The sequence below is a fragment of the Paraburkholderia sp. Tr-20389 genome (assembly GCF_017104565.1).
GTDB lineage: Bacteria > Pseudomonadota > Gammaproteobacteria > Burkholderiales > Burkholderiaceae > Paraburkholderia.
Genome location: NZ_JAAGPD010000025.1, coordinates 103,298 through 128,726 on the forward strand (window position 1 = coordinate 103,298; position 25,429 = coordinate 128,726).

Consider the following 25,429-nt stretch of genomic DNA (forward strand, 5'->3'; position numbering starts at 1 on the left):
GAGACAGTCAGTACTGTCGTTTTTCCGGAAAGTATCCGCGAGGGCATGGGCCCATGCGAAGCCGCTCGTGATGAGCGCATTGCAACGTTTGCGCCATCCGACTTGGCGTGGCGTCGCGTTGTCGGTCGCCGCCGTTCCCGCACTCATCGTGCTTTATGTGCTGGTCCTGATTCCGTTCACGCCGGGCATCGGGGACATTCGCAAGGCGAAGGTCGAGCAGCCCGCGCAGATCTATTCGGCGGACGGCAAGCTGCTTGCCGAGTTCAAGCCGACCAACCGCGTGTGGATGAAGCTCTCCGACATCTCACCGCACGTCGTCGACGCCTTGATCACCACGGAAGATCACCGCTTCTACGAGCACCACGGCATCGACTTCAAGCGCACCGCAGGCGCTGCGCTGCATACGTTCTCGGGCGACCGTCAGGGCGGATCGACGATCACGCAGCAGCTCGCGCGCAATCTGTATCCCGACGACATCGGCCGCGCGCCGACGCTCACGCGCAAGATCAAGGAAGCGATCACGGCGTTCAAGATCGAAGCGATCTATACGAAGAGCGAGATTCTCGAAACGTATCTGAATACGGTGCCGTTTCTCTACAACGCGTACGGCATCGAAATGGCGGCGCGCACCTATTTCGACAAGTCCGCCGACGACCTCACCGTGCTCGAAAGCGCGACATTGATCGGCATGTTGAAGGGCAACAGCTATTACAACCCGGTGATCAATCCCGAGCGCGCGCTGGACCGCCGCAATATCGTGCTCGGGCAGATGGTGAAATACGGACGTCTGACGCAGGCGCAATTCAATTCGCTAAAGGGCAAAGCGCTGCGCGTCGACTTCGAGCGGCAAACCGAGCCGCCCGGTCCTGCGCCGCATTTCGCGCAGCAATTGAAGAAGTGGCTGATCGCATGGGCTGACGCGCACGACTACAACATTTACTCCGACGGACTTGTCGTGCGCACGACGATCGACGCGCGTCTGCAAACGATGGCGACGCAGGCGCTCACGTTCCAGGGCAATCAGTTGCAGTCGATCGCGAATGCGGCGTGGAATGCGCGCAGCGCGTGCTCGGGCCATAAGGATGTGTTCGACGCGTTCATTCGCGAGACGCCCGAATACCATAGCGCGAAAGACTCGGGCATGAGCGATGAAGAGGCGCTCAAGCATCTGTCATCCGACCGCGCGTTCATGAAGTCGCTGTGCGAGAGCAAGACACGCGTGCAGGCTGCGTTCGTCGCGATGGACCCGCGCGATGGCGCGATCAAGGCGTGGGTGGGCAGCCGCGATTTCACGCAGGACCCGTACGATCACGTATCGCAGGCGCGCCGCCAGCCGGGCTCGACGTTCAAGCCGTTCGTCTATGGCGCGGCATTCGAGCAAGGCGCGAAACCCGACGACACGTTCCCCGATCAGGCCGTCGAAATCCCGCTGGCAGGCGGGGAAATCTGGCGGCCCAGCGACGAAGATGCACCCAGCGGCCGTCCGATCACGTTGCGCGACGGCCTTGCGTATTCGCGCAACCGCATCACGGCACAACTAATGGAGTCGGTTGGTCCCGCGAAGGTCGCGCGGCTCGCGCGCGCGATGGGCGTACGCGAAAGCCAGCTCGACGCAGTGCCTTCGCTGGCGCTGGGGACGAGCCCTGTGACGCTGAAGGAAATGGTGTCGTCGTACGGCACGATCGCCAACGAAGGCGCGTACATCGCGCCGATGCTCGTCACGCGGATCGAAGACCGCAAGGGCGAAGTGCTCGCCGAGTTTCAGCCGGCGCGCGCCGATCGCGTGATGCCCATTGCGAGCGCACAGACTTTGCTCGACGTGATGCGCTCGGTCGTCAACAAGGGAACGGGCTCGGCCATTCGCACGCGTTTCGGCATACGCGCCGATGTCGCCGGCAAGACGGGCACGACGCAGGACAATGCGGACGGCTGGTTCATCCTGATGCATCCGCAGCTCGTCGCGGGCGCGTGGATCGGCTTCAACGACAGCCGCGTGACGTTGCGCAGCGACTACTGGGGGCAAGGCGCGCATAGCGCGCTGCCGATCGTCGGCGATTTCTTCCAGCGTTCGCTGCGCTCTCGCCTGATCGACCCGCGCGTGAAGTTCGCGGAAGGCCCGCCCCCCGGCATGTTCGATACGCTGCGGATGAAGCTGCGGGCATGGATGCAGTATCTGTTCACGTCGTCGAACAAGCCGGAGACGCCCGTGCCGGCAATGCGCGCGAAGCCTCGTCCCGCTCCCACGCCTGCTGCGCCTGTCGTGCAGAATGCGTCGCCCGTTGTGGAGGCGTCCGCGCCGACCGATATCGAGCCGCCGCAGATCGTTTCGCCTGCCGCATCGCAGCCGCCTATTCTGCCGTCGCCTGGCGAAGCGAGCGCGCCTGGTGCTGCGAACAGCGAAGTGCAAGCGCCTGTGTTTGCATCCGCACCTGCCGCAAGTCCCGCCAGCACACCCGCATCACAGCCTTGAGCCGTCGCTCATTTCTTCGATTTACGTTTCGGCTGCAAAGGAGAAGTGGGCGCGGACGGTTCGACGATCGGATACGTGTGCGGCGCGAAAAAACGTCCTATCGGTTCGCGCCCATTGAACTTCTCGAAGTACTCGTGCCAGTAGTTCGCCGCGGCCCATATCGCTTCGGGACATGACGCTCTCGATTCGAGCCCCGGCGTCAGGTCGAAATTCGCAGCAGCGCAAACGGTTTCGATCATGCACGTCGACGGCAAGCCGTAGTTGTCGTGCAACGGATTGGGCGTGCGCGCTGCACCCCATGCATAGGCGAGCCAGCGCAATACATGCTCGAGCGCGTCGAGCGTCGCGCGTGACTGTTCGAAGCTGGCCACCTTGTCGACTACCTTATCTTGCGCAACGGGTAATGCGATGACGGCGATATTCGGAAAGCGCGTCGTGTCGTCGAAGTCCGTCAAAGGCCGCGCGACCACGCCATTCACGCGTGCCGCAAACGCGGGCCCTTCCGGCTGATGCAGCGGCACGTGCAGCGCTTCGGCGTTCTTGAGCGTGGCACCGCCGAGACGCACGAGTATCGATTCGGACCAGAACGACGGCAGCATGTCGTGCCGCAGATGCGATTGCGCAATGCGCACGCGAAACGCGAGCGTATCGCTGCCGCCCAGCAGCACGACGTAAGTCCATTCGTCGGGTCCGCCCGCCTGCATATCTCGCACGGCGCGTTCGCCCCAGGCGGTATTGCTCTCGCCGTCCTTGCGGTCGAACTGCGTGAACTGCGGATTCGATTGCGTGGTGGTCGATCGGACGATCTTCAGCATGCTTTTGCCTCGTTGTAGTTAGCGTGCGCGCAGTTCGAAGCGCGTCGTGGATACCGATTGGGAAAGCGCTTTATCGCTGGAAATGCCGTAGTACATGACCTGCATGTCGACGCCGCTGCCCACACGCGTGAACGACAGGATCGCGACCTGATCGCCGCGTCGGCCGAACTCCGGCTTCAGCGCAAAGCGATGGTTCAGTCCGAAGCGATCGGGCACATCTTCGGGGTCGGCGTGACGCGGCCATGCGCCGCCGCCGCCGAAGATACCTTTGACCGAATTGGCCGCTTCTTTTGCGGTGTCGAGAAACGGCGTGCGAATCAGGCGCGATGGCGAGGCGATCACTTCGTAGAGCGTCGTGTCCGTCTGCAGGTCGTGACCGGATGCGACGCGTCCCCAGTGCACGTCGCCCGTGATGTAGGCGATGGGGATGCCGTTGTCCGCGAGCCGACCGATGGTCGCTTGCAGGACGTCGAACTGCGCGTAGTTCGGCATTTCCGCGTCGAAGGTCTTCTTGCGCCAGTTGCTCTCGGGCGGTTCGATGAAGAGCGCCTGCCCTGACGCGAGCAGGCCGACTGCGGGTTGGCCTGCTGCGTGCGCATCGATGAGATCTTTTTCCCATTTCTGCATCGCGGCCACGGCTTTAGGGCCCATCAACGAGCCGAACGTGCTGTCGCGATCGCAGCGCATATCGACGAACAGCATCTTCAACGGTTCGACGTCGAGCCGGATCGCGCCGCCCGCGCCGCCCGGTGCGCCGCCGATCTGATAGTCCTCATAGAGCGCGCGTGCGGTGTCGCCGAGCAGCTGGCGCGACGCATCCGTCCATGTATCGGGCAACTGCTTCTGCGCGAACGGGTAGTTGTTCCAGAACTCGTGATCGTCGGGAATGCACACAACGGGCGCGCGCTCCAATACCGATTGCAACCCCGGCACACGCAACGCACCAGAGAGCCAGTTGAGGTAGTACTTGTTGGCGAGCAGCCGCGCACGATCCGGGTTCTGATCGGGCACACGCTGTGTGAGGGGCAGGTCGAGATACACCTGGTCGCCCGCGAGCACGGTCAGATGCGGTTGCACCTTGATCTGCGAGACGATCGTGCCGAGCAGTCCGTCGATGTCTTCCGGCTGCGAATAACACGACGACAGCAGGATGTTGAAGCTGCCGTCCATCAGCGTCGGCACTTCCTTCGGCAAGGACGTGCTCGCGAATTCGAACTGCTCGCCGCCGGCATCGATACGGATCTGACGCGGCCGCGATTCGTCCGGCACCGCGAAGCGCATCACGCACTGGTGATTGATGGGCTGGCCCGCGTCGTCGATGCTGAAATCACGGATCGGAAAGAACTGCGGCGGGTCGAGAGGCGCAACCGCTTGCCGGTCGATGGAAACCTGCGGCACGGGCGGCACAGGAACACCGAACAGGCCGACCCATAGCTGCAGCAAGCCGGGCTCGCTGGCTTGCACATAAGCCGTCAATAGCATCGGCGCACCCTGGCGTTGGTGTTAGCGAGCGTCATCGTCATTATCGTCTTATGAAAGCTGTTTGTATGATTCGAATAAGACGAGGCTAGTCGATGCAAACTGAATTGCAACCTGAAAACGCTTTGTGCGGGCCGCACGTGCTTATGCAAAACGCTCCTGTTGAAGGATGCGGATCATCGAATGGGCATTGCGTTGCGCGGCGTCTTCAAAGCAATTGTTGAAGACCACATGTGTGCGGCCCGCGCGTTTCGCGATCTCATGCACGGGCACGGCGATCTCTTCCAGTTCGCGGTCCGTATAGTCGTAGTTGAAGCGGCCCGCTGCCGTCGTGCTGCCGCTCCATGTCTCCGCATTGCGCCCATGCATGCGCACGATCACCAGTTCAGCCGACGTCGCCTCCCATACGGTATGCGCGCGGTTCGTCACATCCGGCGCGTCCATCACCACATGCACGAGGCCGTGCTCGCGTTCGAACGCGAGCGTCGCTTCACGATGCCGGTCGTCCAGCCAGCTGGCGTTGCGGAATTCGAAGGCCGTCAGATACGGCGTCATACGGTCCGCGCAGTGCTGCACGTGCGTCTTGTCGCGCGGCGCAGTGGAGATCCACGGCGCGAACTGGAACAGCACGGCGCCGAGCTTGCCCGCTGCGCGCAGCGGTTCGAGCGCCTCGAAGAAGCGCCGCCACATTTCGTCGACGATATCGGGCGGCACGTCGCGGTAGTACAGATTCTTTTTGTCGTTCTGCGGAAGCAAAGGCTGGATGTCCGGCGGGAAGAACTTGCGTTCCGTCTGATGCCCCGTGAAAAGCCGGAATGCCTTGACGTTGAACGTGAAGTGCTGCGGCGTGCGCTCGGCCCATAGCGCGCTGGTGGCGGCCGTGGGCATCGCGTAGTACGACGCGTCCACCTCGACCATCGGAAACTGACTCGCATAGAAGCGCAGGCGCGCTTCCGCGCTCGTGCAACCCTTCGGATAAAAGCGGCCGGATTTGATGAGCGTGGCGTCCGTCCACGATGCTGTCCCGACTTCGATCGACATGGCTGTGTTCCGTGCGAGTCAGTGCGAGTGCGGCCATCGTACTGCATGTGCGCCAGACGCATCTCCACGCGGGCACGCGCCGCATTGGTGCAAACCCGAGTTCAAGAACTTTTGCGCACGACCGTTATAGAAAGTGGAAGCCATTCGAAGATGCAGTTATTCCTCGCATGCGGGTTGTCACGCGGCGGTCGGCGCCGCAGAGTACATCCGGGCAATCGCCATGCAGCGGAGCGCTGGTTTTCGAATGGATCCGTCGATGTGCGGCCCTCGGGCCGCGTTCCGCGTCTGTCTGCCAGGATGCGTGCGCTGAACGCGTCAGCTTCGTCTAACCAGATTTAAAGTGCTACGATGCCTGGGTGACGACGATGGAGGTGGAAATGGCGACCTATGCTATCGATGCCGTACGCATTAACCCTATGACTGACCGCGTCACCCACGTCCGTTGGGCTCTCGTCAATCCAAAAACGAATGAATGGCTTTCGCCTCACGAAATCGTCGAAGTAGCGGACGTCGTGACGGCAATTCATGCGGGCAATGCCGTGTGGTCGCTCTTCACGCTGGGCGGCATGCAACTGCTGGGACCCAAGATCAAGACGGTCGCCCATGCCGATGGCCACGACGGAATCGATACCGACGTGCCTGACGGCCACGTCGAAAAATTCATCGACGATCTGCCGCGCGTCTGACTGCTTCAGGCGCGTGATGTCCTAAGGGCATTGGCCCAATTCCCGTTAGCGCGAGGCTCGCGATGCACGCGTTCGGCATCGCGCGTTGCGGCTTTGCACAAAACGCCTGCGCGTGTTCACGCGTCATGTCCGCGTCAATTTTGCATTGCGGCGTTGCATTTTTTTGCAACGGTCGATAATAGCCGCTGCTATTGCGCGCGGGGCAACGTGCGCATTGGTACGTAAAAATAGCGGCCAAGCGGTTCGCCAAAGAAAACCACTCTGCCTCCACCATCGCGCATGAGACGGGAGACACTGCCATGACGCATATGTACGATGCGGGACTCGCACGTCGCGAGGCCAACCATGTTCCGCTGACGCCGATCGACTTCATCGCGCGCGCCGCAGAAGTGTATGGCGACCGGCTCGCCGTCGTGCATGGCGAGATTCGCCGCACGTGGCGCGAAACGTACGAGCGCACGCGGCGCCTGGCGAGCGCGCTGCAACGCGCCGGCATCGAACGCGGCGATACCGTCGCGGCGCTGCTGCCCAACATTCCGCCGATGATCGAAGCGCATTTCGGCGTGCCGATGGCGGGCGCCGTGCTCAATACGCTGAACACGCGGCTCGATATCGCATCGATTCTCTACATGCTGCGTCATGGCGAGGCGAAGGCGTTGATCGTCGATACCGAGTACGGCGAACTGGCGTTGCGTGCCGCGCGAGAATTTCCGCAACTGCGCATCGTCAGCGTCAGCGACGCATTGCCCGCCGACGCGCGCCATTTTCCGAACGCGACCGACTACGAAGCATTCCTGCAAGAGGGCGATCCGCGGTTCGCGTGGACGCCGCCTGCCGACGAGTGGGATGCCATCGCGCTCAACTACACGTCGGGCACGACGGGCGAGCCCAAGGGCGTCGTCTATCATCATCGCGGCGCGTATCTGAACGCGGTCAGCAATATCCTCGAATGGGACATGCCGAAGCATGCGGTGTATTTGTGGACGCTGCCGCTCTTTCACTGCAACGGCTGGTGTTTTCCGTGGACCGTCGCGGCGCGCGCGGGCGTCAACGTGTGTCTGCGCAAGTTCGATCCGAAGCTCGTATTCGAGCTGATTCGCCGCGAGCGCATCACGCACTATTGCGGCGCACCCATCGTGCAGAGCGCGCTCGCGAATGCGCCGGCCGAATGGCGCGAAGGCATCGCGCATCGCGTGTCGACGATGGTCGCGGGCGCGGCGCCATCGCCTGCCGTGATTGCCCGCATGAAGTCGATCGGCTTCGATCTCACGCACGTGTACGGATTGACGGAAGTGTATGGGCCCGCCTCGGTGTGCGCGAAGCAGGACGCATGGGACGCGCTCGACGACGACGAGCGGGCGCGGCTCAATGCGCGTCAAGGCGTGCGCTATCACCTGCAGACGGCCATCGACGTGCGCGATCCCGATACGCTCGAACCCGTGCCGCGCGACGGTGAAACGATCGGCGAACTGATGTTCCGCGGCAATATCTGCATGAAGGGCTATCTGAAGAACGAGCGCGCAACGGAGGCCGCGTTCTGCGGCGGCTGGTTCCATACGGGCGATCTCGGCGTGATTACCGAAGACGGTTATGTGCGCATCAAGGACCGCAGCAAGGACATCATCATTTCGGGAGGCGAGAACATTTCGAGCATCGAGATCGAAGACGCGTTGTACCGGCATCCGGCAGTGTCGGTGGCGGCCGTCGTCGCGATGCCCGACGCGAAATGGGGCGAAGTGCCATGCGCATTCGTCGAACTGAAAGAGGGCATGGACGCGAACGCCGAAGAAATCATCGCGCATTGCCGCCAATTGCTCGCCGGATTCAAATTGCCTAAAGCAGTATTCTTTGGCGAATTACCGAAAACTTCGACCGGTAAGATCCAGAAATTCGAATTGCGTGCGCGCGTGAAGTCGTCCAGTGCGATCGATCAGGAGCCGGGAAAAACGTAGCATGCTTATGGTGCGCGCTGCCGCACGATTCGCGCAAACGTAGAGCCCATGCCGCTTTCCGCACATAGCGAAGCAGGCCTGCGGCGCGCGAACGCGCAAAGGGATGCTAGAATCAAAGGAATCAGGGAAGCGACCTTGGTTCTCAAGGTCGATGGCGAAATTCAGGTACGCACTATGCGGGTTTTCGCCGCCATTCAATCCGTCGAATAGCGCCGACATCTTCTGTCGGCAGAAATGGGTGGATGCGTATTTAGGCTTCGCTGCAACTGCGAAGCCTTTAATCTATTTAGCGCGTGCTTATTGGGCAGCGTCATTCGAAACGTTATCGGCACGTTATGAAAGAGCGAGAGGAACATCGGACGCTCGACCTCGACGGTCAAGCGCGTGAGCGGCTGATCCTGTGGATCCGTCGCCGTATGGAGGAGTTCGGCATTACGGCCGAAGCGCTCGAAGCGGCGCTGATCGCCGACGCTGCCGTGCCGAAATACCGCGACGCATTCGGGCACGAATGGGACGGCACGGGCGACCGCCCGGACTGGCTTACGCGCGCGATCAACGCCGGTCAGGATATCGAGCATTTCCGCGTCTGAGCGCCGCCTTGGCGGGTGCTCGATTTGAACCGTTTCCGCTTTCCGTTCCGACACCGCGACTGTATTCACGGAGACACCGTCATGTCCGATACGACTACGCAACATGCCGGCTACAGCAGTGAAGAATGGACGACGCGCTGCGAGCTGGCCGCACTGTATCGGCTCGTCGCCCATTTCCGCATGACGGACCTGATCGACACTCACATCACCGCGCGCATGGCCGGTCCCGATCATCACTTTCTGATTAACCGCTACGGCGTGCTCTTTCACGAGATGCGCGCGTCGGATCTGGTGAAGATCGATCGTGACGGGCGCGTCGTCGAAGCAGCGGACAAGGTCGCCGCCGATCCGAAGCGTTTCCGCGTGAATGCAGCGGGCTTCACGATTCATTCGGCTGTGCATATGGCGCGGCCCGACATGCGCTTCGTGATTCACACTCATACGTCGGCGGGTTCGGCCGTGTCGGCGCAAAAGCAGGGTTTGCTGCCCATCAGCCAGCACGCGCTGAAGTTTTACGGCGCGCTCGCGTATCACGACTACGAAGGCATTGCGCTCGATCTCGGCGAACGTGAACGGCTCGTGGCCGATCTGGGCGGACACAACGCGATGATTCTGCGCAATCACGGGCTGCTGGCAGGCGGCAAGTCGGCGGCAACTGCGTTTCAGGAAATCTACTTTCTCGAGCGCGCATGCCAGATCCAGGTCGATGCACTCGCAGGCAATGCGGAGTTGACGCTGCCGCCCGAGCATGTACGCAAGCTGACTGCGAGCCAGTTCGCACGCGACGACGAAGAAGGCATCGCGGAACTCGCATGGGAATCGGCTTTGCGTCTGATCGACGATTCCGCTTCCGATTACCGCAGTTGATCCGAACGCGGTGCGCAAAAGCCGGGACGAAAAAAAGCCCGCTCGAAGCGGGCATCCAAATACTGCTCGGAGTTTCGTTGCGCGATTTGACTCGCGCACCGCATCCTAACGCGCATTTGTGAACCGACGATGAACTTTGCATCAATGCATGCGAAGTTCATCGCCGTGCGACACATCACAGGTCGAAGAACACCGTTTCGTTCGGGCCTTGCATGTGAATGTCGAAACGATAGACGGCGTTGCCGGCACTCGATTCGCGCCTGGCGACCAGCGTGGCGCGGCGCTCGGCGGGCACGCTCGCGAGCACGGGGTCCTTCTCGTTCGCGGCGGCTTCGTCGTCGAAGTAGACGCGCGTGAAGGTGTGCAGCAGCATGCCGCGCATCGTCACGATCACGTTCAGGTGAGGCGCTTCGTCGGGCGATGCACGGCCCGGCTTCACCGTTTCGATGATGAAGCGTTTCTGCGGGTCCGTGCCCGTGCCGAAGCGTGCAAAGCCGCGAAAGCCCGTCTTCGCCACTTCTTCGCGCGACGCCGGATAGCGGCCTTCGCTGTCCACCTGCTGCACTTCGATCATCGCGTCGCCGATCACGGCGCCGTCGCCGTCGAACACCTGGCCGAGCACGGTGATGTGCTCGCCGGCTGCCTCACGATCCGCGATAACGCCCGAGAACAGGCTCTTCAGATCGAAGTTGTATTGCTGGGGGCACAGGCCATACGCGAAGTACGGTCCAACCGTTTGCGAAGGGGTTTGCTTAAGCGTCGTCATGATTAGCGCTCCATCGGGGTTTCGTTCGGACCGCGCAGCACGATGTCGAATTCGTAGCCGAGCGCGTAGTTCTCTTCCGTCACGTCGAGCGTGAAGCGCGAAATCAGACGGTCACGTGCGCCTTCAGGGGTGCCCTGGAAGATCGGGTCGTACTGGAGCAGCGGATCGCCGGGGAAGTACATCTGCGTGACGAGACGCGAGCCGAAATAGTCGCCGAACAGCGAGAAGTGGATGTGATTCGGGCGCCATGCGTTCGGATGATTGCCCCACGGATACGCGCCGGGCTTGATCGTCATGAAGCGGTAGCGGCCGTCGTTGTCGGTCAGGCAGCGGCCTGCGCCGAGGAAGTTAGGATCGAGCGGCGCGTCGTGCTGGTCGTTCTTGTGCACGTAGCGGCCCGCGGCGTTCGCCTGCCACACTTCCACCAGCGTGTTGCGCACCGGGCGGCCGCCTTCGTCGAGCACGCGGCCCGTGACGATGATGCGCTCGCCGAGCGGCTCGCCGTTCTTCACGGCATTGCGCGTCAGGTCGTTGTCGAGCGCGCCGAGATCTTCCGCGCCGTAGACGGGCACACGCTGGTCGCGCAGGCGCTCTTTCAGCGGGATCAGCGGACGCGTCGGGCCGCGCTTGACGGACGATCCATACGGCGCATGCACGTAGGCGGGATGGGAGGGGAAGTCACGCGGACTCAGAATGGAATCGTCCATCAGATGTCTCCTTGGGGATTCGTTTATGGGTAGTGGATGACGTGACTTTATAGAAGCGAAGAAGTTATGCAAAATGACGTTTTTTCGTATCTCGTATAACGATCCGTTATGCAACGCAGCCTCGCGGACAGCCGCGTCAAATTCCGGCATCTCCAGTGCTTTCTGGCCGTCGCGCAGTTCGGCGGCGTGCAGAAGGCCGCGGAGAGCCTGTCGATCACGCAGCCTGCCGTTTCGAAGACGGTCGCCGAACTCGAAGAGATTCTCGGCGTGCGCCTGTTCGAGCGCGGCCGGCATGGCGCGGTGCCGACGCGCGAAGGACAGCTCTTCATGCCGCACGCGAGCGCCTGCGTGAGCGCGCTGCGCCAGGGGGTCGACCTGCTCGCACGGGTGGAGGGCGAGGCGGCCGCGACGCTCGATATCGGCGTGCTGCCGACCGTCGCCACCTCGCTCGTGCCGCCCGCGATGCGGCTCTTCGGCGAGCAGTGGCCCAACGCGATCGTGCGGCTCAAGACGGGTTCGAATACCGAGTTGCTGGAGCGCCTGAAAGCGGGCTCGATCGAATTCGCCGTCGGCCGGCTGGCCGATCCCGAGCGGATGGTCGGTCTCACGTTCGAGCAACTGTATAGCGCGCCGCTGATCGCCGTCGTGCGTACCGGGCATCCGCTGGCGTCGGGCGGGGCGTCGCCGGCCACGCAGTTGCTCGAGTTTCCCGTTGTCGTGCCGCCCTATGGCACGCTGATCCGGCAGTCGGCGGAAAGTCTGCTGCGCGCGTGGGCCGTGCCGCCGTTGTCGTCGTTCGTCGAGGTGCTGTCGGTGTCGGTCGGTCGGGCGCTCGCGCTTGAAAACGATGCGGTGTGGTTCGTGCCGCGCAGTGCGATCGAATACGAACTGGCGCATGGTTTGCTGACTCCTTTGCCGTTGCCCGTCGCGGGCACAGAGGAACCCGTCGGCCTGATCCTGCGTTCGGACACGCAGCCTACGCCCGTCGGCCGCGCGCTGATCGATGCGGTGCGCAAGGTCGCGCGTGAGCGCCTCGCGCGCCACGTGCAGGCGCGCGGCGAAGAAGGGCAGCGGGCGCAGGGGAAAACGGCGAAGAGCCGCGCGAAGCGTGACGCCGCAAGAGACACGCCACGCGATGCGAGCGGCGCAAACGATACAGGCGCCAAGCCGTTAGCCGGCAAAGCTGCGGGCGCGTCCCGCCGGAAAATGCATCTTTGAACCGAATGGTACAAAATTGAGGTTGCACGAGGGGCGCCGCGCGGTGTAAAACACGGTGCGCAGCGCCCGATCTGTTTGTCTGCCGAGTTGAAATAGCACGATCATGGAGATGCACATGCCCAGCGACCTGCCCACCCCCACCGACGCGCTCAAGGCCGTCGCGGACCCGGAGCACAATCCGCTCGGCACGGCCGGCATCGAGTTCGTCGAATTCGCGGCGCGCCACCCGCAGACGCTCGCCGATACGTTCGTGAAGCTCGGCTTCAAGCCGATCGCGCGTCATATCAGCAAGGACGTGACGCTGTTCCGCCAGGCCGACATGAATTTCCTGCTCAATGCCGAGCCGGATTCGTTCGCCGAGCGTTACGCGGAAGAATATGGCGTCGGCATCTGCGCGATCGGCATTCGCGTCGCCGATGCGCAGCGCGCTTATGACCGCGCTACCGAACTCGGCGCGTGGTCGTTCGAAGGCGAGCGCCTCGGCAAGGGCGAACTGATGATCCCCGCCATTCAGGGCATCGGCGATTCGCACATCTATTTCATCGACCGCTGGCGCGGGCGCGGCGGCCAGAAGGGCGGCCTCGGCGACATTTCGATCTTCGACATCGATTTTCGTCCGATCGAAGTCAGCACCGCGCAAGCCGATCTGAGCCACGCGGGTACGGGTCTCGTCGCCGTCGATCACCTCACGCAAACGGTCGGCGCGGGCCGCATGCAGGAGTGGATCGACTTCTATCGCGAACTGCTCAATTTCCGCGAGATTCACGAACTGCACGCGAACTGGCATGTGTCGGCGGAATCGCGCGTGATGGTGTCGCCGTGCGGCGCGATCCGCATTCCGCTGTATGAAGAGGGTACGCGCCGCACGAGCCTGATGCACGAGTATCTGCCCGATCATCCGGGCGAGGGCGTGCAGCATATCGCGCTCGCCACCGACGACATTTTCGCGTGCACCGATCAGCTGCTTGCCAATGGCATCGAACTGGTCGAGCCGCCGCCCGCGTACTACGAGCAGATCGACGCGCGTTTGCCCGGACATGGGCTCGATATCGAGCGCCTGAAGCGCGGCCGGATTCTCGTCGACGGCGAGATCGGCGCGGACGGCGTGCCGCTGCTGTTCTTCCAGACGTTCGTGAGGCGCCGCGAAGGGGACATCTTCTTCGAGATCGTGCAGCGCAAGGGCCATCACGGTTTCGGCGAGGGCAATCTCAGCGCGCTGGCGCAGGCGCGCTCGACCGCATAGTAAAAAAGGCCTGAATTCAGGCCTTTTTCTTCGACGCTTATTTTTTCGATGTATTCCCGCCGCCCGCATGCGGCAGATCGGCATTCGTCGCCATCCACAGGACTTCCGCATCTTCTTCGCTCGTCGAGACGGCGGCATGCCCCGTGCGGCTGTCGAAGTAGAGGCTGTCGCCCGCGTTCAGATGCGTCGGCGCATACAGCTCCGAATACAGGCACACGCTGCCGCTGATCACATACAGAAACTCCTCGCCTTCGTGGCGGCCCCAGTCGTCGAACGCGTCGAGCGTGTGCGCCGTGATGCGGATGCGGAACGGCAGCATCGCCTTGTGCGCGAGGTCCGTCGCCAGCAGTTCCATCTGGTAGCCGCGATACGCGTGACGCTGGCCCGCGTCCTTGCGCGTGAGCGCGCGCCGGCCGCTCGCGTTGAGCTTCGGCGTTGAGCCGAACAGTTCGCCCAGATCGATCTTCAAGCCCACGACGATTTTTTGCAGCACGTCGAAGGTCGGCGACATCAGGCCGTTTTCGACTTTCGACAGCGTCGAGCGCGACACACCGCACAAACGGCTGGCCGTTTCGAGCGTGAGATCGTGGGCGAGCCGCGCGGCGCGCACGCGCCGGCCGAGGTCCGACGTTGAGGATTCGGGCGACTTGGTGAGCGAGGTATCCATGCGTTTGAATGACTGTGCGGCGTGAGGCCGGCGTAGTGCTTCGAGTGTTTCCGATCATAACATCCGGTGCGTCGCAGACCGCCGCACAGGCGGTGTCCGACGCAATCTCAGCCGGTTTTTTCCGATCTGAAACGAACCCGGAGAGTGTGCACGATGCTGCATTGCGATGGGAAGATTTCCCGCGAAAAATCGGGAAAACCCTCATTTAAAAGCGTTTATCGAGCGTTGCCGGATCGCGCAAATTCATGTCGCGGCGCCGCTTGTCGCCATAAATCGCGGCGTGTATAGTTTCCGCACTTACTTTTGTTTCGTATCGGAAATAAGGGAATCAAGATGAACGCATCGAGCATTCTTGCCGACCTCGGCATTGCAGACGCAGCGCAAGCGGGCGACATCGCTGTGCATTCGCCCATCACGGGCGAACTCATCGGCCGCGTGGCCAGCCAGACGGCGTCGGACGTCGACACGGTACTGGCGAACGCGAAACAGGCATTCGAGCAATGGCGCAACGTGCCCGCGCCGCGCCGCGGCGAACTCGTGCGCCTGCTCGGCCAGCGTCTGCGCGAGAAGAAGCAGGCGCTCGGCAGCATCATCACGCTGGAGACGGGCAAGATCCTGCAGGAAGGCCTTGGCGAAGTGCAGGAAATGATCGACATCTGCGATTTCGCGGTCGGTCTGTCGCGCCAGTTGTACGGCCTCACCATCGCCTCGGAGCGACCCGGCCACCGGATGGCCGAATCGTGGCATCCGATGGGCACCTGCGTCGTGATTTCGGCGTTCAATTTCCCAGCGGCCGTGTGGTCGTGGAATGCGGCGCTCGCGCTCGTGTGCGGCAACGCCGTGGTGTGGAAGCCGTCGGAGAAGACGCCGCTGACGGCGCTCGCGGTCAACCAGATTCTCAACGAAGCGCTGGCGGAATTCGGCGATGCCCCTGCTGGCCTGACGGCTGTCGTCAACGGCGGACGCGATGTCGGCGCGAAGCTCGTTGCGGACCCGCGCGCGTCGATCGTCAGCGCGACGGGCAGCACGGAAATGGGCCGCACGGTCGGCGTCGAAGTGGCGAAGCGCTTCGGCCGCTCGCTGCTCGAACTCGGCGGCAACAATGCGGGCATCGTCACGCAGACGGCCGACAGCGAACTCGCGCTGCGCGGCATCCTGTTTTCGGCGGTCGGTACGGCGGGCCAGCGCTGCACGTCGTTGCGCCGTCTGTTCGTGCATGAAAGCGTGTACGAGCAGACCGTCGAGCGCCTGAAGCAGCTCTATGCGAAGGTGCCGATCGGCAATCCGCTCGAAAAGGGCACCCTGATGGGACCGCTGATCGACAAGCAGTCGTTCGCGCGCATGCAGGAAGCGCTGCAACAGGCAACGGCCGAGGGCGGCAAGGTGACGGGCGGCGAACGCGTCGAAGTGAAGGGCTACGAGAACGGCTATTACGTGCGCCCGGCGCTCGTCGAAATGCCGTCGCAAACGTCCGTCGTTCTGAAAGAGACGTTCGCGCCGATTCTCTATGTGCTGCGCTACAAGGACTTCGACGATGCCATCGCCGCGAACAACGCAGCGCATCACGGCCTGTCGTCGTGCGTGTTCACGACCGACCTGCGCGAAGCCGAGCGTTTCACATCGGACTCGGGCAGCGATTGCGGCATCGCGAACGTGAACATCGGGCCGAGCGGCGCGGAAATCGGCGGCGCGTTCGGTGGCGAGAAGGAAACGGGCGGCGGCCGCGAATCCGGCTCGGATGCGTGGAAAGCGTACATGCGCCGCGCGACGAATACCGTCAACTATTCGTCCGCGTTGCCGCTCGCACAGGGCATCGACTTCAATCTCGGCTGATGGTTCGGCGCGGCGCGTTCCGCCACTGTGTGCCGCGACGCCGCGCGTAGCCTTCGTTTCAATATCGCTTTTCAACCTGTCGCGGACCTGTGCGGTCCGCCGACCCGCTTCGTCTGGAGTGGCCTGTGAGTTCGAAAGTCGTCGTTGTCGGTGGAGGCGTGATCGGCAGTTCGATCGCGTATTTCTTGCGTCTGGCGGACCCGAGCGTCAGCGTCACGGTGATTGAACGCGATCCGACATATGCGCGCTCGTCGTCGGCGTTGTCGGCGGCGTCGATCCGTCAGCAGTTCTCCACGCCGTTGTCGATCCAGATGTCGCTGTATGGCATCGAGTTCTTGCGAACGATCGGCGAGCGTTTGCAGATCGAAGGCGCAAAGCCTTCCATCGATCTCCACGAAGGCGGCTATCTGTTCCTCGCGACGCCTTCCGGCGAAGCGACGCTGCGCGAGAATCACGCGCTGCAAAAGCAGCTCGGCGCGGACATCACGTTGCTCGACAACCCGGCATTGGCTGCGCGCTTCCCGTGGCTCAACACCGATGATCTGAGCGCGGGCGCGTTTGGAGAAACGGGCGAAGGCTGGTTCGACGGCTATGGACTGGTGCAGGCGTTGCGCAAGAAAGCGCAAGCGCTGGGCGCGCGCTATGTGGCCGACGATGTGACGGCGCTGCATCGCGAAGGGCGGCGCGTCACGCATGTCGCGACCGCGAGCGGCGAGACTTTCGCGTGCGATGTCGTCGTGAACGCGGCGGGCGCGTGGGCGCGGCGGGTGGCGTCGATGGCGGGTATCGAATTGCCCGTGTATGCGCGGCGCCGTAGCATCTTCAACGTGAGTTCGCCGGCGAAGCTCGGGGCTTGTCCGCTGCTGATCGATCCGACGGGCGTGTATTTCCGCCCTGAGGGCACGTCGTTCATTTGCGGCACGTCGCCTTCGCCGGAGAATGATCCCGACGATCTCCCTCTCGACGAAGTCGATCACGCGCTATTCGACGACGTGATCTGGCCGACGCTCGCGCATCGCGTGCCGCAGTTCGAAGCGCTGCGTGTCGAGCATTGCTGGTCCGGCTATTACGAGTACAACGTGCTGGATCAGAACGCGATCATTGGCTATCACCCGGATGTCGACAATTGCATTTTCGCCAATGGCTTCAGCGGCCACGGTTTGCAACAGGGACCCGCAACCGGACGCGGCGTCAGCGAACTGATTTTGCACGGGCGCTACGTGACGCTCGATCTTTCATCGCTCGGCTTTGCGCGCGTGCTGGAGAATCGGCCGATCGTCGAGAAGAACGTCGTGTGAAGCAAGCCGCGCGTCAGCTTTCGACGCGCTCCGGTTGTGAAACGACGGCACGCTGCACGTCGTTGCGCTGCTCAGCCGTCCAGTAGTCGGTGCGCACGCCGATTTGCTCCGACACGAACGGGGCGGCGCCGCGCGTGGTCCGATAGTGCGCGAGCGCCTTGTATACGAGGCCTTGCCCAAGCAGCACGATCGGCACATTGAGCAGCACCATCACGATGTTCATCAGATCGGAGAGCGCCCACAGGTTTGGTAATTCGAGTCCGGCCAGCACGGTCAGCGCACCGAACGGCACGAACACGAGTGAGCCGAGCACGCGAATGCCCGTGATGAAAGCGCGGCTGCGCGAAATGAAGTTTGCCGAGATCTCAGCGAACGAAATCATGCCGAGCAGCGTGGTGAACGCGAACAGCGCGTAGCACACGCGCATCACGATCTTGACGATGTACGCGACGGACGCGGGCACGAGCGTCTGGACGGAAGCCAGGTAGACCGTGATCTTCGACGCGCGAACGGATTCCCATGCCTGCCCGTCGATCGTGCCGGTCCACACATGCGCCATCACGACGATGAAGCCCGTCATCGTGCAGATCACCATCGTGTCGAAGAACACGCCGAGGCTTTGCACGAAGCCCTGCTCGCACGGATGGTCGTTGTCGGCGATGGCCGCCGCCATCGTGATCGTGCCTTGCCCCGCCTCGTTCGACATCAGCCCGCGTTTGACGCCTTGCGCGAGGGCAGTGCCGATTGCGCCGCCGAACAGCGCATGCGGCGCGAACGCGCCGACGATCACCTCATGGAAGAAGTACGGAATGAGCGGCAGATTGATCAGGATGATGACCAGCGACATCAGGCAGAACAGCGCGGCCTTGATCGGTACGAGCACGTCGGTATAAGCCGTCACGCGCCGGATGCCGCCCATGATGATGAACGAGCACGCGACCACGAGGCCCGCTGCGATCAGATAGTAGACGCTCGACTGGCGCGCGAGGTGCGTGCCCGCCACGGTATCGGCGATCGTGCCCAGCGCGGTGAATACGTTGAAGGTTTGCGGCGGCACATTGAACAGCGCATACACGATGAACACCAGCGACAGGAACGTGCCGACGATCCGCCAGCCGCCGAGGATGCGCCGCCCATAGAACGGCAGCCCGCCGACGAATTCGTCGTGGTTCTTTTCCTTGAAGAGCTGCGCGAGGACGGACTCCATGAAGGCCGTCGCCATGCCGAAGAACGCGGCGACCCACATCCAGAACAATGCGCCCGGGCCGCCGACGGAAATCGCACCTGTGATCCCGACGATGTTGCCGGGGCCCGCGCGCATCGCGAGTCCGAGCATGAACGACGCGAGCGCGCTGACGCCCGTATTCGACGACTGCCGCCGCATCATGATGCGCACGATGCTGCCGATGTTCATTGTCTGGATGAAGCGCGTGCGGATCGAGAAATAGATGCCGACACCGACCAGCAACAGGATCGCGAACGGGAGGTGACCCAGCACGGGGATCCGCGAATACGCATCGAATCCAGTCGGAAAGTCCCATAGCAAATCCGAAATGGGGGCGATGAATGCGAAGAATGCATTCACGGATCGGAAGAGATTCTCCACGCGGGCTTTCCTCTATCGCAGGCGTTTAAATTCGTGATGAGCGGAACGGCGCGATAGATTTGGGTCATGTACGCTGCCGTCGTGGGCCGCCATTATACGGACATGTGGCAGTCCTACCGACGTGTAAACCGAGCAAGGAAAGCGCTGCGTACAGTACAGGCGGCTAGTGCAACTGACGCAGCAGGGACATCGGCGCCATGTTGTGCATCCACACATGCGAGACGACGAACCACGCGCCTGCCCACGAAGCGGCGACGACGATCAGATCGCAATGCCCGCTATTCCACAGATTCAGCGAATGACGCCCGACAAGCCAAGGCACGCCGAGCGGATTCGGCCAGTCGGCCAGCAGATGCATCACGCCGCCGCAGGCGAAGCCGAAAGCGACGGCAGCCGCGGGATGATGCGCCATCGCGTGCCATGAGAAGAACAGCGCTGCGAGCCAGCCGATGCCCCAGTGCGTCGCCGTGCGATGCGTGATCCACAGGCGCTTCCTGCGCGACCACCACGCCACTTCGAGCCAATCCGGCGCGGTCGCGCCCGCGATGCCCGCCACGAACGCGAGCCAGGCCCACACGTGCAATGGACCGTGCGATCCATAACGTGTCGCCAGCGCCGCCGAGATGATGCCGGCCGCCCAGCCCGTCGCGTGATGTGCCTTGCTCGATGCCATTGAAGTGGTGCGTCGACGAGCGGCGCGATGAAACACGGGGCGGCCATCTTCGCAGAAGCGCAGGCGAAAAAATAGCCCGCGAAATTCGCGGGCCATGACTGCAGGTGATGCGGTTACGAAGACTTACACATCAGGTCGTACAACGCGCAATGGCAAAGCGCATTTCCTCTTCGGGCGGATCGTCGCCCGTGCCGCGCATGACCTTGATCACCGAACCGCGGCCCGAAGGCGTCAGCGTAATGAAATACGATCCGTTCGATGAAGAGCCGATGGTCAGATCGGTCACGCCGTTGTTCTTCGACGCGTGAACGCGCGACAAACGGCTGTCGAGGCAGCGCTCGATCTCGGACGCGGGCCGCGCCGACGATGCGTACACCATCGGTTCGCCGGAGGCGCTGGTGTCGGGGCCGCGCGACGAACCACATGCGGCGAGAATGGCGATGGGGGCGAGAAGTATGAGTCGTTTCATGGTTGTTTCGTCGACGTCTGCGTGCTGCGTGGAACGTGAGCGCAAGCGAAGCGCAAGGCTTCGCGACGAAACCGCTTGCGCCGCGACGCTCATCTGTCGAATGAACTGTCAACGAATGCAAATTCGGTTCTGGCGAAGTATACAGACGCGAGCCGGATATGCATGCGCATCGTGTTAGAAATTAATTCGAAGCGGATCGCGGCACGCAGCGCCGGCTAGAAGCTGTTCCGGTACGCGAGACCGACCGTCGCGCCGTGCGCCTCGCGGTGATACATGATTGCCCAGTGCGTCAGCGCCGCGCCTGTCAGCGCGCCGAGCGCGTCGGCCGCAAGATCCTTGTATGAAAATCCGTCCGTGCTGCAGGTGCCGTCGATCACTTCCTTCGCGAAGCCTGGCACGGTGCCGATCAGCGTGCCATAGAGGATGGGATGTTGCGTGTCGCGCGCGATGTACGCGCCTAGCGCGCCGAACGGTGCGGATACGCCGAAGTGTTTGAGCTTGTCCGTGCCCGTCCAGCTGTCCGATGTCTGCATGCGAAAGCCGCTATGCGTGCCGGTGCATTCGGTCCCCGCGTGCGCGGTCGAACCCGCGGCCAGCATCAGCGCGAGCGCCCCCGCCTGTCTGAAAATTGTCGTCATATGCTCTCCGATGTTGTCGTGATTCGCGTCCGTTCTGTCAGAAAAGTCCGGCGCGTGTGAGCATTTAACGACATATTGAGTTAGATCATTAGTAAACCGAAATAAAAGTGTCAACGAATGTGTCGGTGTGCGTTGGAGTATCTGCTTCGGGCAAAAAGAAACGCGCGCGTGCTTTATGCACGCGCGCGTTGTGTGTTGCCTTGCGTTGCCGGGACGGATCAGACGGGCGGTCCGGACCGCCTCGCCCGACCGTCGTCAGGCGGAGGAAGGCTTAGAAGCGGTGACGCAGGCCAACGGCGACAGCCGTCTGGTTCTGCGTCGACGACGGCGTCAGCGTGTTGATCGATGCAACGTTCGCACCGAAGTTGCCGAGTTCGCCCGAAGCGTGCTGGTAGACGCCTTCCAGGTAGACGTCCGTGCGCTTGCTCAGCGAGTAGTCGCCTTGCAGCGAAACCGTGTGCCACTTCGGCGAGCCGTCGCCGTTCGAACCCGACACCTTGCCGTCCGTGAACGTGTACGCAGCGGCCAGGGCCAGCGCCGGCGTCAGCGCGTAGCGACCGTTGATTTCGTAGTTGTCCATGTGCAGGTTCGTGCCCGACAGGCCGTTGATGAACGTGCCGCCGACATTCGCGCTTTGCAGGTTGTCGAGTTGCGTATGCGTCCAGAGCAGGCCGACGGTCGCGGGGCCGTACGTGTAGTTCGCGCCGACGCCGTACGTGCGCTGCGTCTGTGCTGCCAGTTGCGCCGCGCCGTTCGAACCCGACGAGATCGCGCCGCCCGTGTTGTTGCTGCCTGCGTTGTTCAGTTGCAGGTAAGCAGCAGCGACGTTCAACGGACCGTTCTTGTACGAAGCGCCTGCGCTCCATGCCCGGTTGTCCGCGAAGCCGTTTGCTTCGTTCGAGAAGCCGTACAGGCCGCCGAATTGCAGGCCGGCGTAGTTTGCGCTCGTGTACTTGACCGCGTTCTTGATCGAGAACGAGTTGTCGAGGTTGTCGTTGTCGAACGGGTGGCCGGCCAGGTTGTTGCCGTAGCCCGAACCTGTTGCCGACAGCGGCGCGAGGTAATCGACCATCGAGTCATATTGACGGCCGAGGGTCAGCGTGCCGAACTGGTTGCTTTGCAGACCGACGTACGCCTGACGGTTGAACAGCGTGTTGCTTTCCTTGAGGCTGCCGTTGTTCAGGTTGAAGCCGTTCTCCAACGTGAAGATCGCGTGCAGGCCGTTACCCAGGTCTTCGCTGCCGCGCAGGCCGAAGTACGTGTCCGACACCGTGCCGCTGCCTTGTTGCCAGTTGCTGTGGCCAGCCTGGTTGTTCGTGTAGACGAGACCGGCGTCCAGCGTGCCGTACAGGGTCACGCTGCTTTGCGCGTTGGCCGATGCTGCGAATGCGCCGAGAATGCCCGCGACGATAAGGGTTTTTTTCATGCTTTATAACTCCGAGACTTTGCGTGGAGATCGCAATACGGAACACGCGCCTGCAATGCGTGCCGTCGATCCGGAGCGAAGTGTATTACTGATAATCGTCTGCTTACTTTCGCCTGACGCAACAATGCTTTCCAGAAATCGGAATAGATCGATTAATGTCGCTAAGTATTTTGCTTTTAAAGGATTTTTTGTGGCTGGCGAGGTTCGTGAGAGACGTTGTCAATTGTCACATTGTTGCAACAGCGCGACGACGACAGCCCAAAGTCAGGTGGGTTAACCCGTTGAAAGCCGTTTTCATGCGCTTTTGCAAGCCTTGATTCATGCGATTTTTGGAAAGGTACTGTTCCATCCTTTGGTCTCGCTGAAGCCGGATGGTGCTAATAGAATTCGTGTTGCCCCTTTGACCAAGGGTTGTCTTTTTCATCTGTTTTCAGCGGCCTTCGGGCCGCTTTTTTTTGCCCTATTAAAATGCGGCCAATTTATTTTATCGACTGGTCGCAATAGAGTGTTTCGAAAATCGATATCAAATTCGCCTGAACTTTTTCTTATTCGAACGATAAATGCTCTTGCCTTGTCCGTTCGTTATAGGCGGGCAGCCGGCGCGGATTCGAGGCGGCACGCGCGGGTAAAATGCAGGTTTTCGTGCCGCAGGCCTGAAGGCGCGGCGCCCGACGAACCCGAACGTATTCCGCAATGACCGACACGCTTCTCTCCGAACCCGACGCAGGCAACGCGTCCGAAGCCATCCACGAAGACCGCCTGTGGGCCGACAACGGCTGGACCGCGCGCGTCAAAAAGAACGAAGACGACGACGGCTGGGCTGTCGAGATGATCAAGGACGGCGAGGCCGAACCCGCGCTGGTGGGCCCGTGGACGATGGGCCGCGACAAGAAGAATCCGAAGCCGCTGGACGTCGGGGCGTTCAACACGCTCGTGAAGACGGCATCGGAAGTGTTGCGCCGGCATGAACAGCAACTGCACGCGCAATTGCACAAGCGGATGACCGTGGAATCCGGCGAGAACATCGTCGAGGTCACGCTCGACATCGTGCCTGACGAAGACGATCCCTATGCGTTGCTCACCGCGTTCGACACGTTCGGCGAACAGCTCGCACAAGTGAAAGTCGCGCCGAACTTCAAGTTCAGCAGGGCGAGCGCGGCGTCGTGGGTCGAGAACGAATTCCGTCGGCCCGGCGGCTGACGCCGCGTCTCCATCAGACTGTGGCGAGTCAGGCGGACTGGTTCAGTTCCGCCTTGATGCGCTCCGCCAGCACGCGCAGTTCGTCGATGTCGGCGCGCTCGGCGGCGTGAATCTTGAGCGGAATGCCGTCGTGGCGCGGAATCACGTGGAAGTGCACGTGCGGCACGGTCTGGCCGGAAGCTGCGCCGTTCAGTTGCGCGATCATCATCCCGGGCGGGTTCAACGCAGCCTTGACGGCAATCGCGATCTTGCGCGTCGTGCGGATCGCGGCCGCTGCCGCGTCCTCCGACAGTTCGAACAGCTCGGCGGCGGGCTCTTTCGGCAGAACGAGCACGTGGCCCTCCGCCTGCGGCATGATGTCCATCAGCGCGACGGTGTGCTCGTCTTCATAGATGCGGATGGACGGCAATTCGTCGCGCAGGATGCGGGCAAACGGGTTCTGCTGATCGTAGGGCATGAGAGGCTCCGGTGGTCAGTCGCAATGGCCTCGCTCGGGAGGCCGTGCATGATGGGTCCGGGGATTTTATCCGACGCGCTTTTCGCCTGATCGCTCGACTGCGCGCAAGCGTCGTTGCATCGATCGGCAACGCGGCCCGATTTTCCTTTCTCAGCAGGCACTTGCGAGCGGTGTGCTCAGGTTGTCCACATCCTTGCCAACAAAATCTGTGGACAACCAGGGTAGCCGCGATTCGCGCGACGGCACGCGGCGCCGCTCGCACACTGCGTGCAGCGCCTTCAAACTCAATCGCGTCAAACACTTGCCGCTGTCTTGCTCAGGATACTCACAGGCTTTTGAACAGAAACTGTGGACAACCGCGAAGCGTGTCGCGGGCGCCGAAAGCAGTCTTCGAGTTGAGCGTGCTCGAGTGCATGAGGAGCAATCCGAATCGCGTCAATGACTTATGTCGGTCTTGCTCAGGTTGCTCACAGGCTTGCCCCCAGAAATTGTGGACAAGCATGCGGGTAAGCGCGTCACGTCGGGTAACGGTTCAGCCGGCAGACGCACCTTCTCGTGCACGACATACATTCCGAGTGGGATCAATGACTTGCGACGTTCGTGCGCAGGATACTCACAGCCTTACCCACGAAAAATGTTGATAACTCGCGGCCGAGCCTCGCGCGCGAAGCCTCTAGCTGCGCTTGCAGAAAATCGCCGTCACATGCGGCGCGACGTGATGGACGATCGCGTTGCTGCCCGCCGCCGTCACAGCGGTCTGCACCTTCTCGTCGCTACCCCAGACCACGGCGCCATAGGCCGATTTCGCAAGCGGCTCGCCGCTGCCGACGCGGAAAATGGGGTCGTCCTGTTCATACCCGACGACGGCGAACACGCCGAAGCCGTACGCGTCCAGATTCGCGCCGCGCACGGGACGGAACGCGTTGATCGAATTGCTTTCGACGCGCATCGGCTTCGGGTCGATCAGCTGTTGCGCGGCGAGGTCGGCGATGAACTTGTGGGCCGATTGATCGCAGGCGAGCGCGGCATCGAGCGACGCGGCGCGAGCCGCGAGCGGCAGCGCCGACAGCAGCATGGCGATCAAGACGGAACGGACAAAAAGGTATCTCATGTTTTCGACGGAACATGCGCGCGAGCACTTTGAGCGCGCACAGACAAAAGCGGTATGAAGCACGAAGAAACCGTGACGATCGACGCTAAACCAGCGAGAATGGCGGCCCGGCGATGCGGTAACATCGGCGTGACAGACGCGCACTCTACCTGCGTTCGGAAAATCGTGCTGTCGGGTGAACCACGGTAGGTCTTTGAAAAGCAACAGAATTGTGCCC

The 25,429-nt window shown here is 62.1% G+C and carries 23 protein-coding genes; 10 read left to right on the forward strand and 13 right to left on the reverse strand.

What is annotated here, in order from left to right; translation table 11 throughout:
- Positions 1–70: 70 nt before the first annotated feature.
- A complete protein-coding gene (locus G3N95_RS22285; protein ID WP_241018819.1) occupies positions 71–2,470 on the forward strand; it encodes a transglycosylase domain-containing protein in 2,400 nt (799 codons plus the stop codon).
- An 8-nt stretch (positions 2,471–2,478) separates the two neighbouring features.
- Here G3N95_RS22285 and G3N95_RS22290 read toward each other — a convergent pair whose 3' ends face one another.
- The 3 genes from G3N95_RS22290 to G3N95_RS22300 all read right to left on the reverse strand — a co-directional run bounded on the left by G3N95_RS22290 (position 2,479) and on the right by G3N95_RS22300 (position 5,805).
- The gene (locus G3N95_RS22290; RefSeq protein WP_205972236.1) at positions 2,479–3,285 is read right to left on the reverse strand and encodes a hypothetical protein; all 807 of its coding nucleotides are present in this window, start codon (positions 3,283–3,285) and stop codon (positions 2,479–2,481) included.
- An 18-nt stretch (positions 3,286–3,303) separates the two neighbouring features.
- On the reverse strand, positions 3,304–4,767 hold the full coding sequence (locus tag G3N95_RS22295; protein ID WP_205972237.1) for a hypothetical protein: 1,464 nt from the start codon (positions 4,765–4,767) through the stop codon (positions 3,304–3,306).
- Between the two features lie 141 nt (positions 4,768–4,908).
- Complete coding sequence (locus tag G3N95_RS22300; protein ID WP_205972238.1) at positions 4,909–5,805, reverse strand: DUF72 domain-containing protein; 897 nt, start codon at positions 5,803–5,805, stop codon at positions 4,909–4,911.
- Between the two features lie 377 nt (positions 5,806–6,182).
- On the opposite strand from G3N95_RS22300, the gene G3N95_RS22305 reads away from it, so the two are divergent.
- The 4 genes from G3N95_RS22305 (at position 6,183) to G3N95_RS22320 (ending at position 9,900) form a co-directional block, all read left to right on the forward strand.
- Positions 6,183–6,491, forward strand: coding sequence for a hypothetical protein (locus tag G3N95_RS22305; RefSeq protein ID WP_041765167.1), 309 nt, complete (start codon positions 6,183–6,185; stop codon positions 6,489–6,491).
- A 299-nt stretch (positions 6,492–6,790) separates the two neighbouring features.
- Entirely contained in the window at positions 6,791–8,443 is a 1,653-nt protein-coding gene (locus G3N95_RS22310) for an acyl-CoA synthetase (protein ID WP_205972239.1), read from the forward strand.
- 335 nt (positions 8,444–8,778) lie between these two features.
- The gene (locus tag G3N95_RS22315; RefSeq protein ID WP_205972240.1) at positions 8,779–9,033 is read left to right on the forward strand and encodes an H-NS family nucleoid-associated regulatory protein; all 255 of its coding nucleotides are present in this window, start codon (positions 8,779–8,781) and stop codon (positions 9,031–9,033) included.
- Between the two features lie 81 nt (positions 9,034–9,114).
- Positions 9,115–9,900 carry a class II aldolase/adducin family protein gene (locus tag G3N95_RS22320; protein WP_205972241.1) on the forward strand — a complete coding sequence of 262 codons (786 nt, stop codon included), beginning with the start codon at positions 9,115–9,117 and terminating at the stop codon, positions 9,898–9,900.
- Positions 9,901–10,075: 175 nt separating this feature from the next.
- On the opposite strand, the gene pcaG is transcribed toward G3N95_RS22320, so the two are convergent.
- Complete coding sequence (gene pcaG, locus G3N95_RS22325) at positions 10,076–10,666, reverse strand: protocatechuate 3,4-dioxygenase subunit alpha (protein WP_205972242.1); 591 nt, start codon at positions 10,664–10,666, stop codon at positions 10,076–10,078.
- Positions 10,667–10,668: 2 nt separating this feature from the next.
- The gene (gene pcaH, locus G3N95_RS22330; RefSeq protein ID WP_205972243.1) at positions 10,669–11,373 is read right to left on the reverse strand and encodes a protocatechuate 3,4-dioxygenase subunit beta; all 705 of its coding nucleotides are present in this window, start codon (positions 11,371–11,373) and stop codon (positions 10,669–10,671) included.
- A 108-nt stretch (positions 11,374–11,481) separates the two neighbouring features.
- Here pcaH and pcaQ point away from each other — a divergent pair, with 108 nt between their 5' ends.
- Positions 11,482–12,591 (forward strand): pca operon transcription factor PcaQ, encoded by a 1,110-nt coding sequence (gene pcaQ, locus G3N95_RS22335; protein WP_205972244.1) that lies wholly within the window; start codon positions 11,482–11,484, stop codon positions 12,589–12,591.
- Between the two features lie 115 nt (positions 12,592–12,706).
- The gene (locus G3N95_RS22340; RefSeq protein WP_205972245.1) at positions 12,707–13,834 is read left to right on the forward strand and encodes a VOC family protein; all 1,128 of its coding nucleotides are present in this window, start codon (positions 12,707–12,709) and stop codon (positions 13,832–13,834) included.
- Between the two features lie 37 nt (positions 13,835–13,871).
- On the opposite strand, the gene G3N95_RS22345 is transcribed toward G3N95_RS22340, so the two are convergent.
- Positions 13,872–14,501 (reverse strand): XRE family transcriptional regulator, encoded by a 630-nt coding sequence (locus G3N95_RS22345; protein WP_028368533.1) that lies wholly within the window; start codon positions 14,499–14,501, stop codon positions 13,872–13,874.
- 333 nt (positions 14,502–14,834) lie between these two features.
- Here G3N95_RS22345 and G3N95_RS22350 point away from each other — a divergent pair, with 333 nt between their 5' ends.
- The gene (locus G3N95_RS22350; RefSeq protein WP_205972246.1) at positions 14,835–16,334 is read left to right on the forward strand and encodes an aldehyde dehydrogenase family protein; all 1,500 of its coding nucleotides are present in this window, start codon (positions 14,835–14,837) and stop codon (positions 16,332–16,334) included.
- A gap of 125 nt (positions 16,335–16,459) precedes the next feature.
- Complete coding sequence (locus tag G3N95_RS22355; RefSeq protein ID WP_205972247.1) at positions 16,460–17,632, forward strand: FAD-binding oxidoreductase; 1,173 nt, start codon at positions 16,460–16,462, stop codon at positions 17,630–17,632.
- A gap of 13 nt (positions 17,633–17,645) precedes the next feature.
- Here G3N95_RS22355 and G3N95_RS22360 read toward each other — a convergent pair whose 3' ends face one another.
- The 5 genes from G3N95_RS22360 to G3N95_RS22380 form a co-directional block, all read right to left on the reverse strand.
- A complete protein-coding gene (locus G3N95_RS22360; protein ID WP_205972248.1) occupies positions 17,646–19,238 on the reverse strand; it encodes an amino acid carrier protein in 1,593 nt (530 codons plus the stop codon).
- A gap of 163 nt (positions 19,239–19,401) precedes the next feature.
- The gene (locus tag G3N95_RS22365; RefSeq protein ID WP_205972249.1) at positions 19,402–19,911 is read right to left on the reverse strand and encodes a metal-dependent hydrolase; all 510 of its coding nucleotides are present in this window, start codon (positions 19,909–19,911) and stop codon (positions 19,402–19,404) included.
- Between the two features lie 130 nt (positions 19,912–20,041).
- Positions 20,042–20,380: a sugar ABC transporter ATPase gene (locus tag G3N95_RS22370; RefSeq protein WP_205972250.1), complete on the reverse strand. Its 339-nt coding sequence runs from the start codon at positions 20,378–20,380 to the stop codon at positions 20,042–20,044.
- A 215-nt stretch (positions 20,381–20,595) separates the two neighbouring features.
- The gene (locus tag G3N95_RS22375; RefSeq protein WP_205972251.1) at positions 20,596–21,018 is read right to left on the reverse strand and encodes a hypothetical protein; all 423 of its coding nucleotides are present in this window, start codon (positions 21,016–21,018) and stop codon (positions 20,596–20,598) included.
- A gap of 271 nt (positions 21,019–21,289) precedes the next feature.
- On the reverse strand, positions 21,290–22,444 hold the full coding sequence (locus tag G3N95_RS22380) for a porin (RefSeq protein WP_205972252.1): 1,155 nt from the start codon (positions 22,442–22,444) through the stop codon (positions 21,290–21,292).
- A 693-nt stretch (positions 22,445–23,137) separates the two neighbouring features.
- Between G3N95_RS22380 and G3N95_RS22385 the strand changes: the two genes are divergently transcribed.
- Positions 23,138–23,644, forward strand: coding sequence for a hypothetical protein (locus G3N95_RS22385; RefSeq protein ID WP_205972253.1), 507 nt, complete (start codon positions 23,138–23,140; stop codon positions 23,642–23,644).
- Positions 23,645–23,672: 28 nt separating this feature from the next.
- On the opposite strand, the gene G3N95_RS22390 is transcribed toward G3N95_RS22385, so the two are convergent.
- Positions 23,673–24,101, reverse strand: a complete 429-nt coding sequence (locus G3N95_RS22390; protein ID WP_205972254.1) for an HIT domain-containing protein — start codon at positions 24,099–24,101, stop codon at positions 23,673–23,675.
- A gap of 673 nt (positions 24,102–24,774) precedes the next feature.
- A complete protein-coding gene (locus G3N95_RS22395; protein ID WP_205972255.1) occupies positions 24,775–25,212 on the reverse strand; it encodes a hypothetical protein in 438 nt (145 codons plus the stop codon).
- Positions 25,213–25,429: the final 217 nt, after the last annotated feature.

Bases quoted from the DNA above. Each gene is read 5' to 3' on its own strand.
- G3N95_RS22285 (WP_241018819.1), top strand. From the start codon at position 71: ATGAGCGCATTGCAACGTTTGCGCCATCCGACTTGGCGTGGCGTCGCG.
- G3N95_RS22315 (WP_205972240.1), top strand. From the start codon at position 8,779: ATGAAAGAGCGAGAGGAACATCGGACGCTCGACCTCGACGGTCAAGCG.
- G3N95_RS22340 (WP_205972245.1), top strand. From the start codon at position 12,707: ATGCCCAGCGACCTGCCCACCCCCACCGACGCGCTCAAGGCCGTCGCG.
- G3N95_RS22290 (WP_205972236.1), bottom strand. From the start codon at position 3,285: ATGCTGAAGATCGTCCGATCGACCACCACGCAATCGAATCCGCAGTTC.
- G3N95_RS22385 (WP_205972253.1), top strand. From the start codon at position 23,138: ATGACCGACACGCTTCTCTCCGAACCCGACGCAGGCAACGCGTCCGAA.
- G3N95_RS22375 (WP_205972251.1), bottom strand. From the start codon at position 21,018: ATGACGACAATTTTCAGACAGGCGGGGGCGCTCGCGCTGATGCTGGCC.
- G3N95_RS22370 (WP_205972250.1), bottom strand. From the start codon at position 20,380: ATGAAACGACTCATACTTCTCGCCCCCATCGCCATTCTCGCCGCATGT.
- G3N95_RS22395 (WP_205972255.1), bottom strand. From the start codon at position 25,212: ATGAGATACCTTTTTGTCCGTTCCGTCTTGATCGCCATGCTGCTGTCG.
- G3N95_RS22390 (WP_205972254.1), bottom strand. From the start codon at position 24,101: ATGCCCTACGATCAGCAGAACCCGTTTGCCCGCATCCTGCGCGACGAA.
- G3N95_RS22350 (WP_205972246.1), top strand. From the start codon at position 14,835: ATGAACGCATCGAGCATTCTTGCCGACCTCGGCATTGCAGACGCAGCG.
- pcaG (WP_205972242.1), bottom strand. From the start codon at position 10,666: ATGACGACGCTTAAGCAAACCCCTTCGCAAACGGTTGGACCGTACTTC.
- G3N95_RS22345 (WP_028368533.1), bottom strand. From the start codon at position 14,501: ATGGATACCTCGCTCACCAAGTCGCCCGAATCCTCAACGTCGGACCTC.
- pcaQ (WP_205972244.1), top strand. From the start codon at position 11,482: ATGCAACGCAGCCTCGCGGACAGCCGCGTCAAATTCCGGCATCTCCAG.
- G3N95_RS22305 (WP_041765167.1), top strand. From the start codon at position 6,183: ATGGCGACCTATGCTATCGATGCCGTACGCATTAACCCTATGACTGAC.
- G3N95_RS22320 (WP_205972241.1), top strand. From the start codon at position 9,115: ATGTCCGATACGACTACGCAACATGCCGGCTACAGCAGTGAAGAATGG.
- G3N95_RS22300 (WP_205972238.1), bottom strand. From the start codon at position 5,805: ATGTCGATCGAAGTCGGGACAGCATCGTGGACGGACGCCACGCTCATC.
- G3N95_RS22380 (WP_205972252.1), bottom strand. From the start codon at position 22,444: ATGAAAAAAACCCTTATCGTCGCGGGCATTCTCGGCGCATTCGCAGCA.
- pcaH (WP_205972243.1), bottom strand. From the start codon at position 11,373: ATGGACGATTCCATTCTGAGTCCGCGTGACTTCCCCTCCCATCCCGCC.
- G3N95_RS22295 (WP_205972237.1), bottom strand. From the start codon at position 4,767: ATGCTATTGACGGCTTATGTGCAAGCCAGCGAGCCCGGCTTGCTGCAG.
- G3N95_RS22365 (WP_205972249.1), bottom strand. From the start codon at position 19,911: ATGGCATCGAGCAAGGCACATCACGCGACGGGCTGGGCGGCCGGCATC.
- G3N95_RS22310 (WP_205972239.1), top strand. From the start codon at position 6,791: ATGACGCATATGTACGATGCGGGACTCGCACGTCGCGAGGCCAACCAT.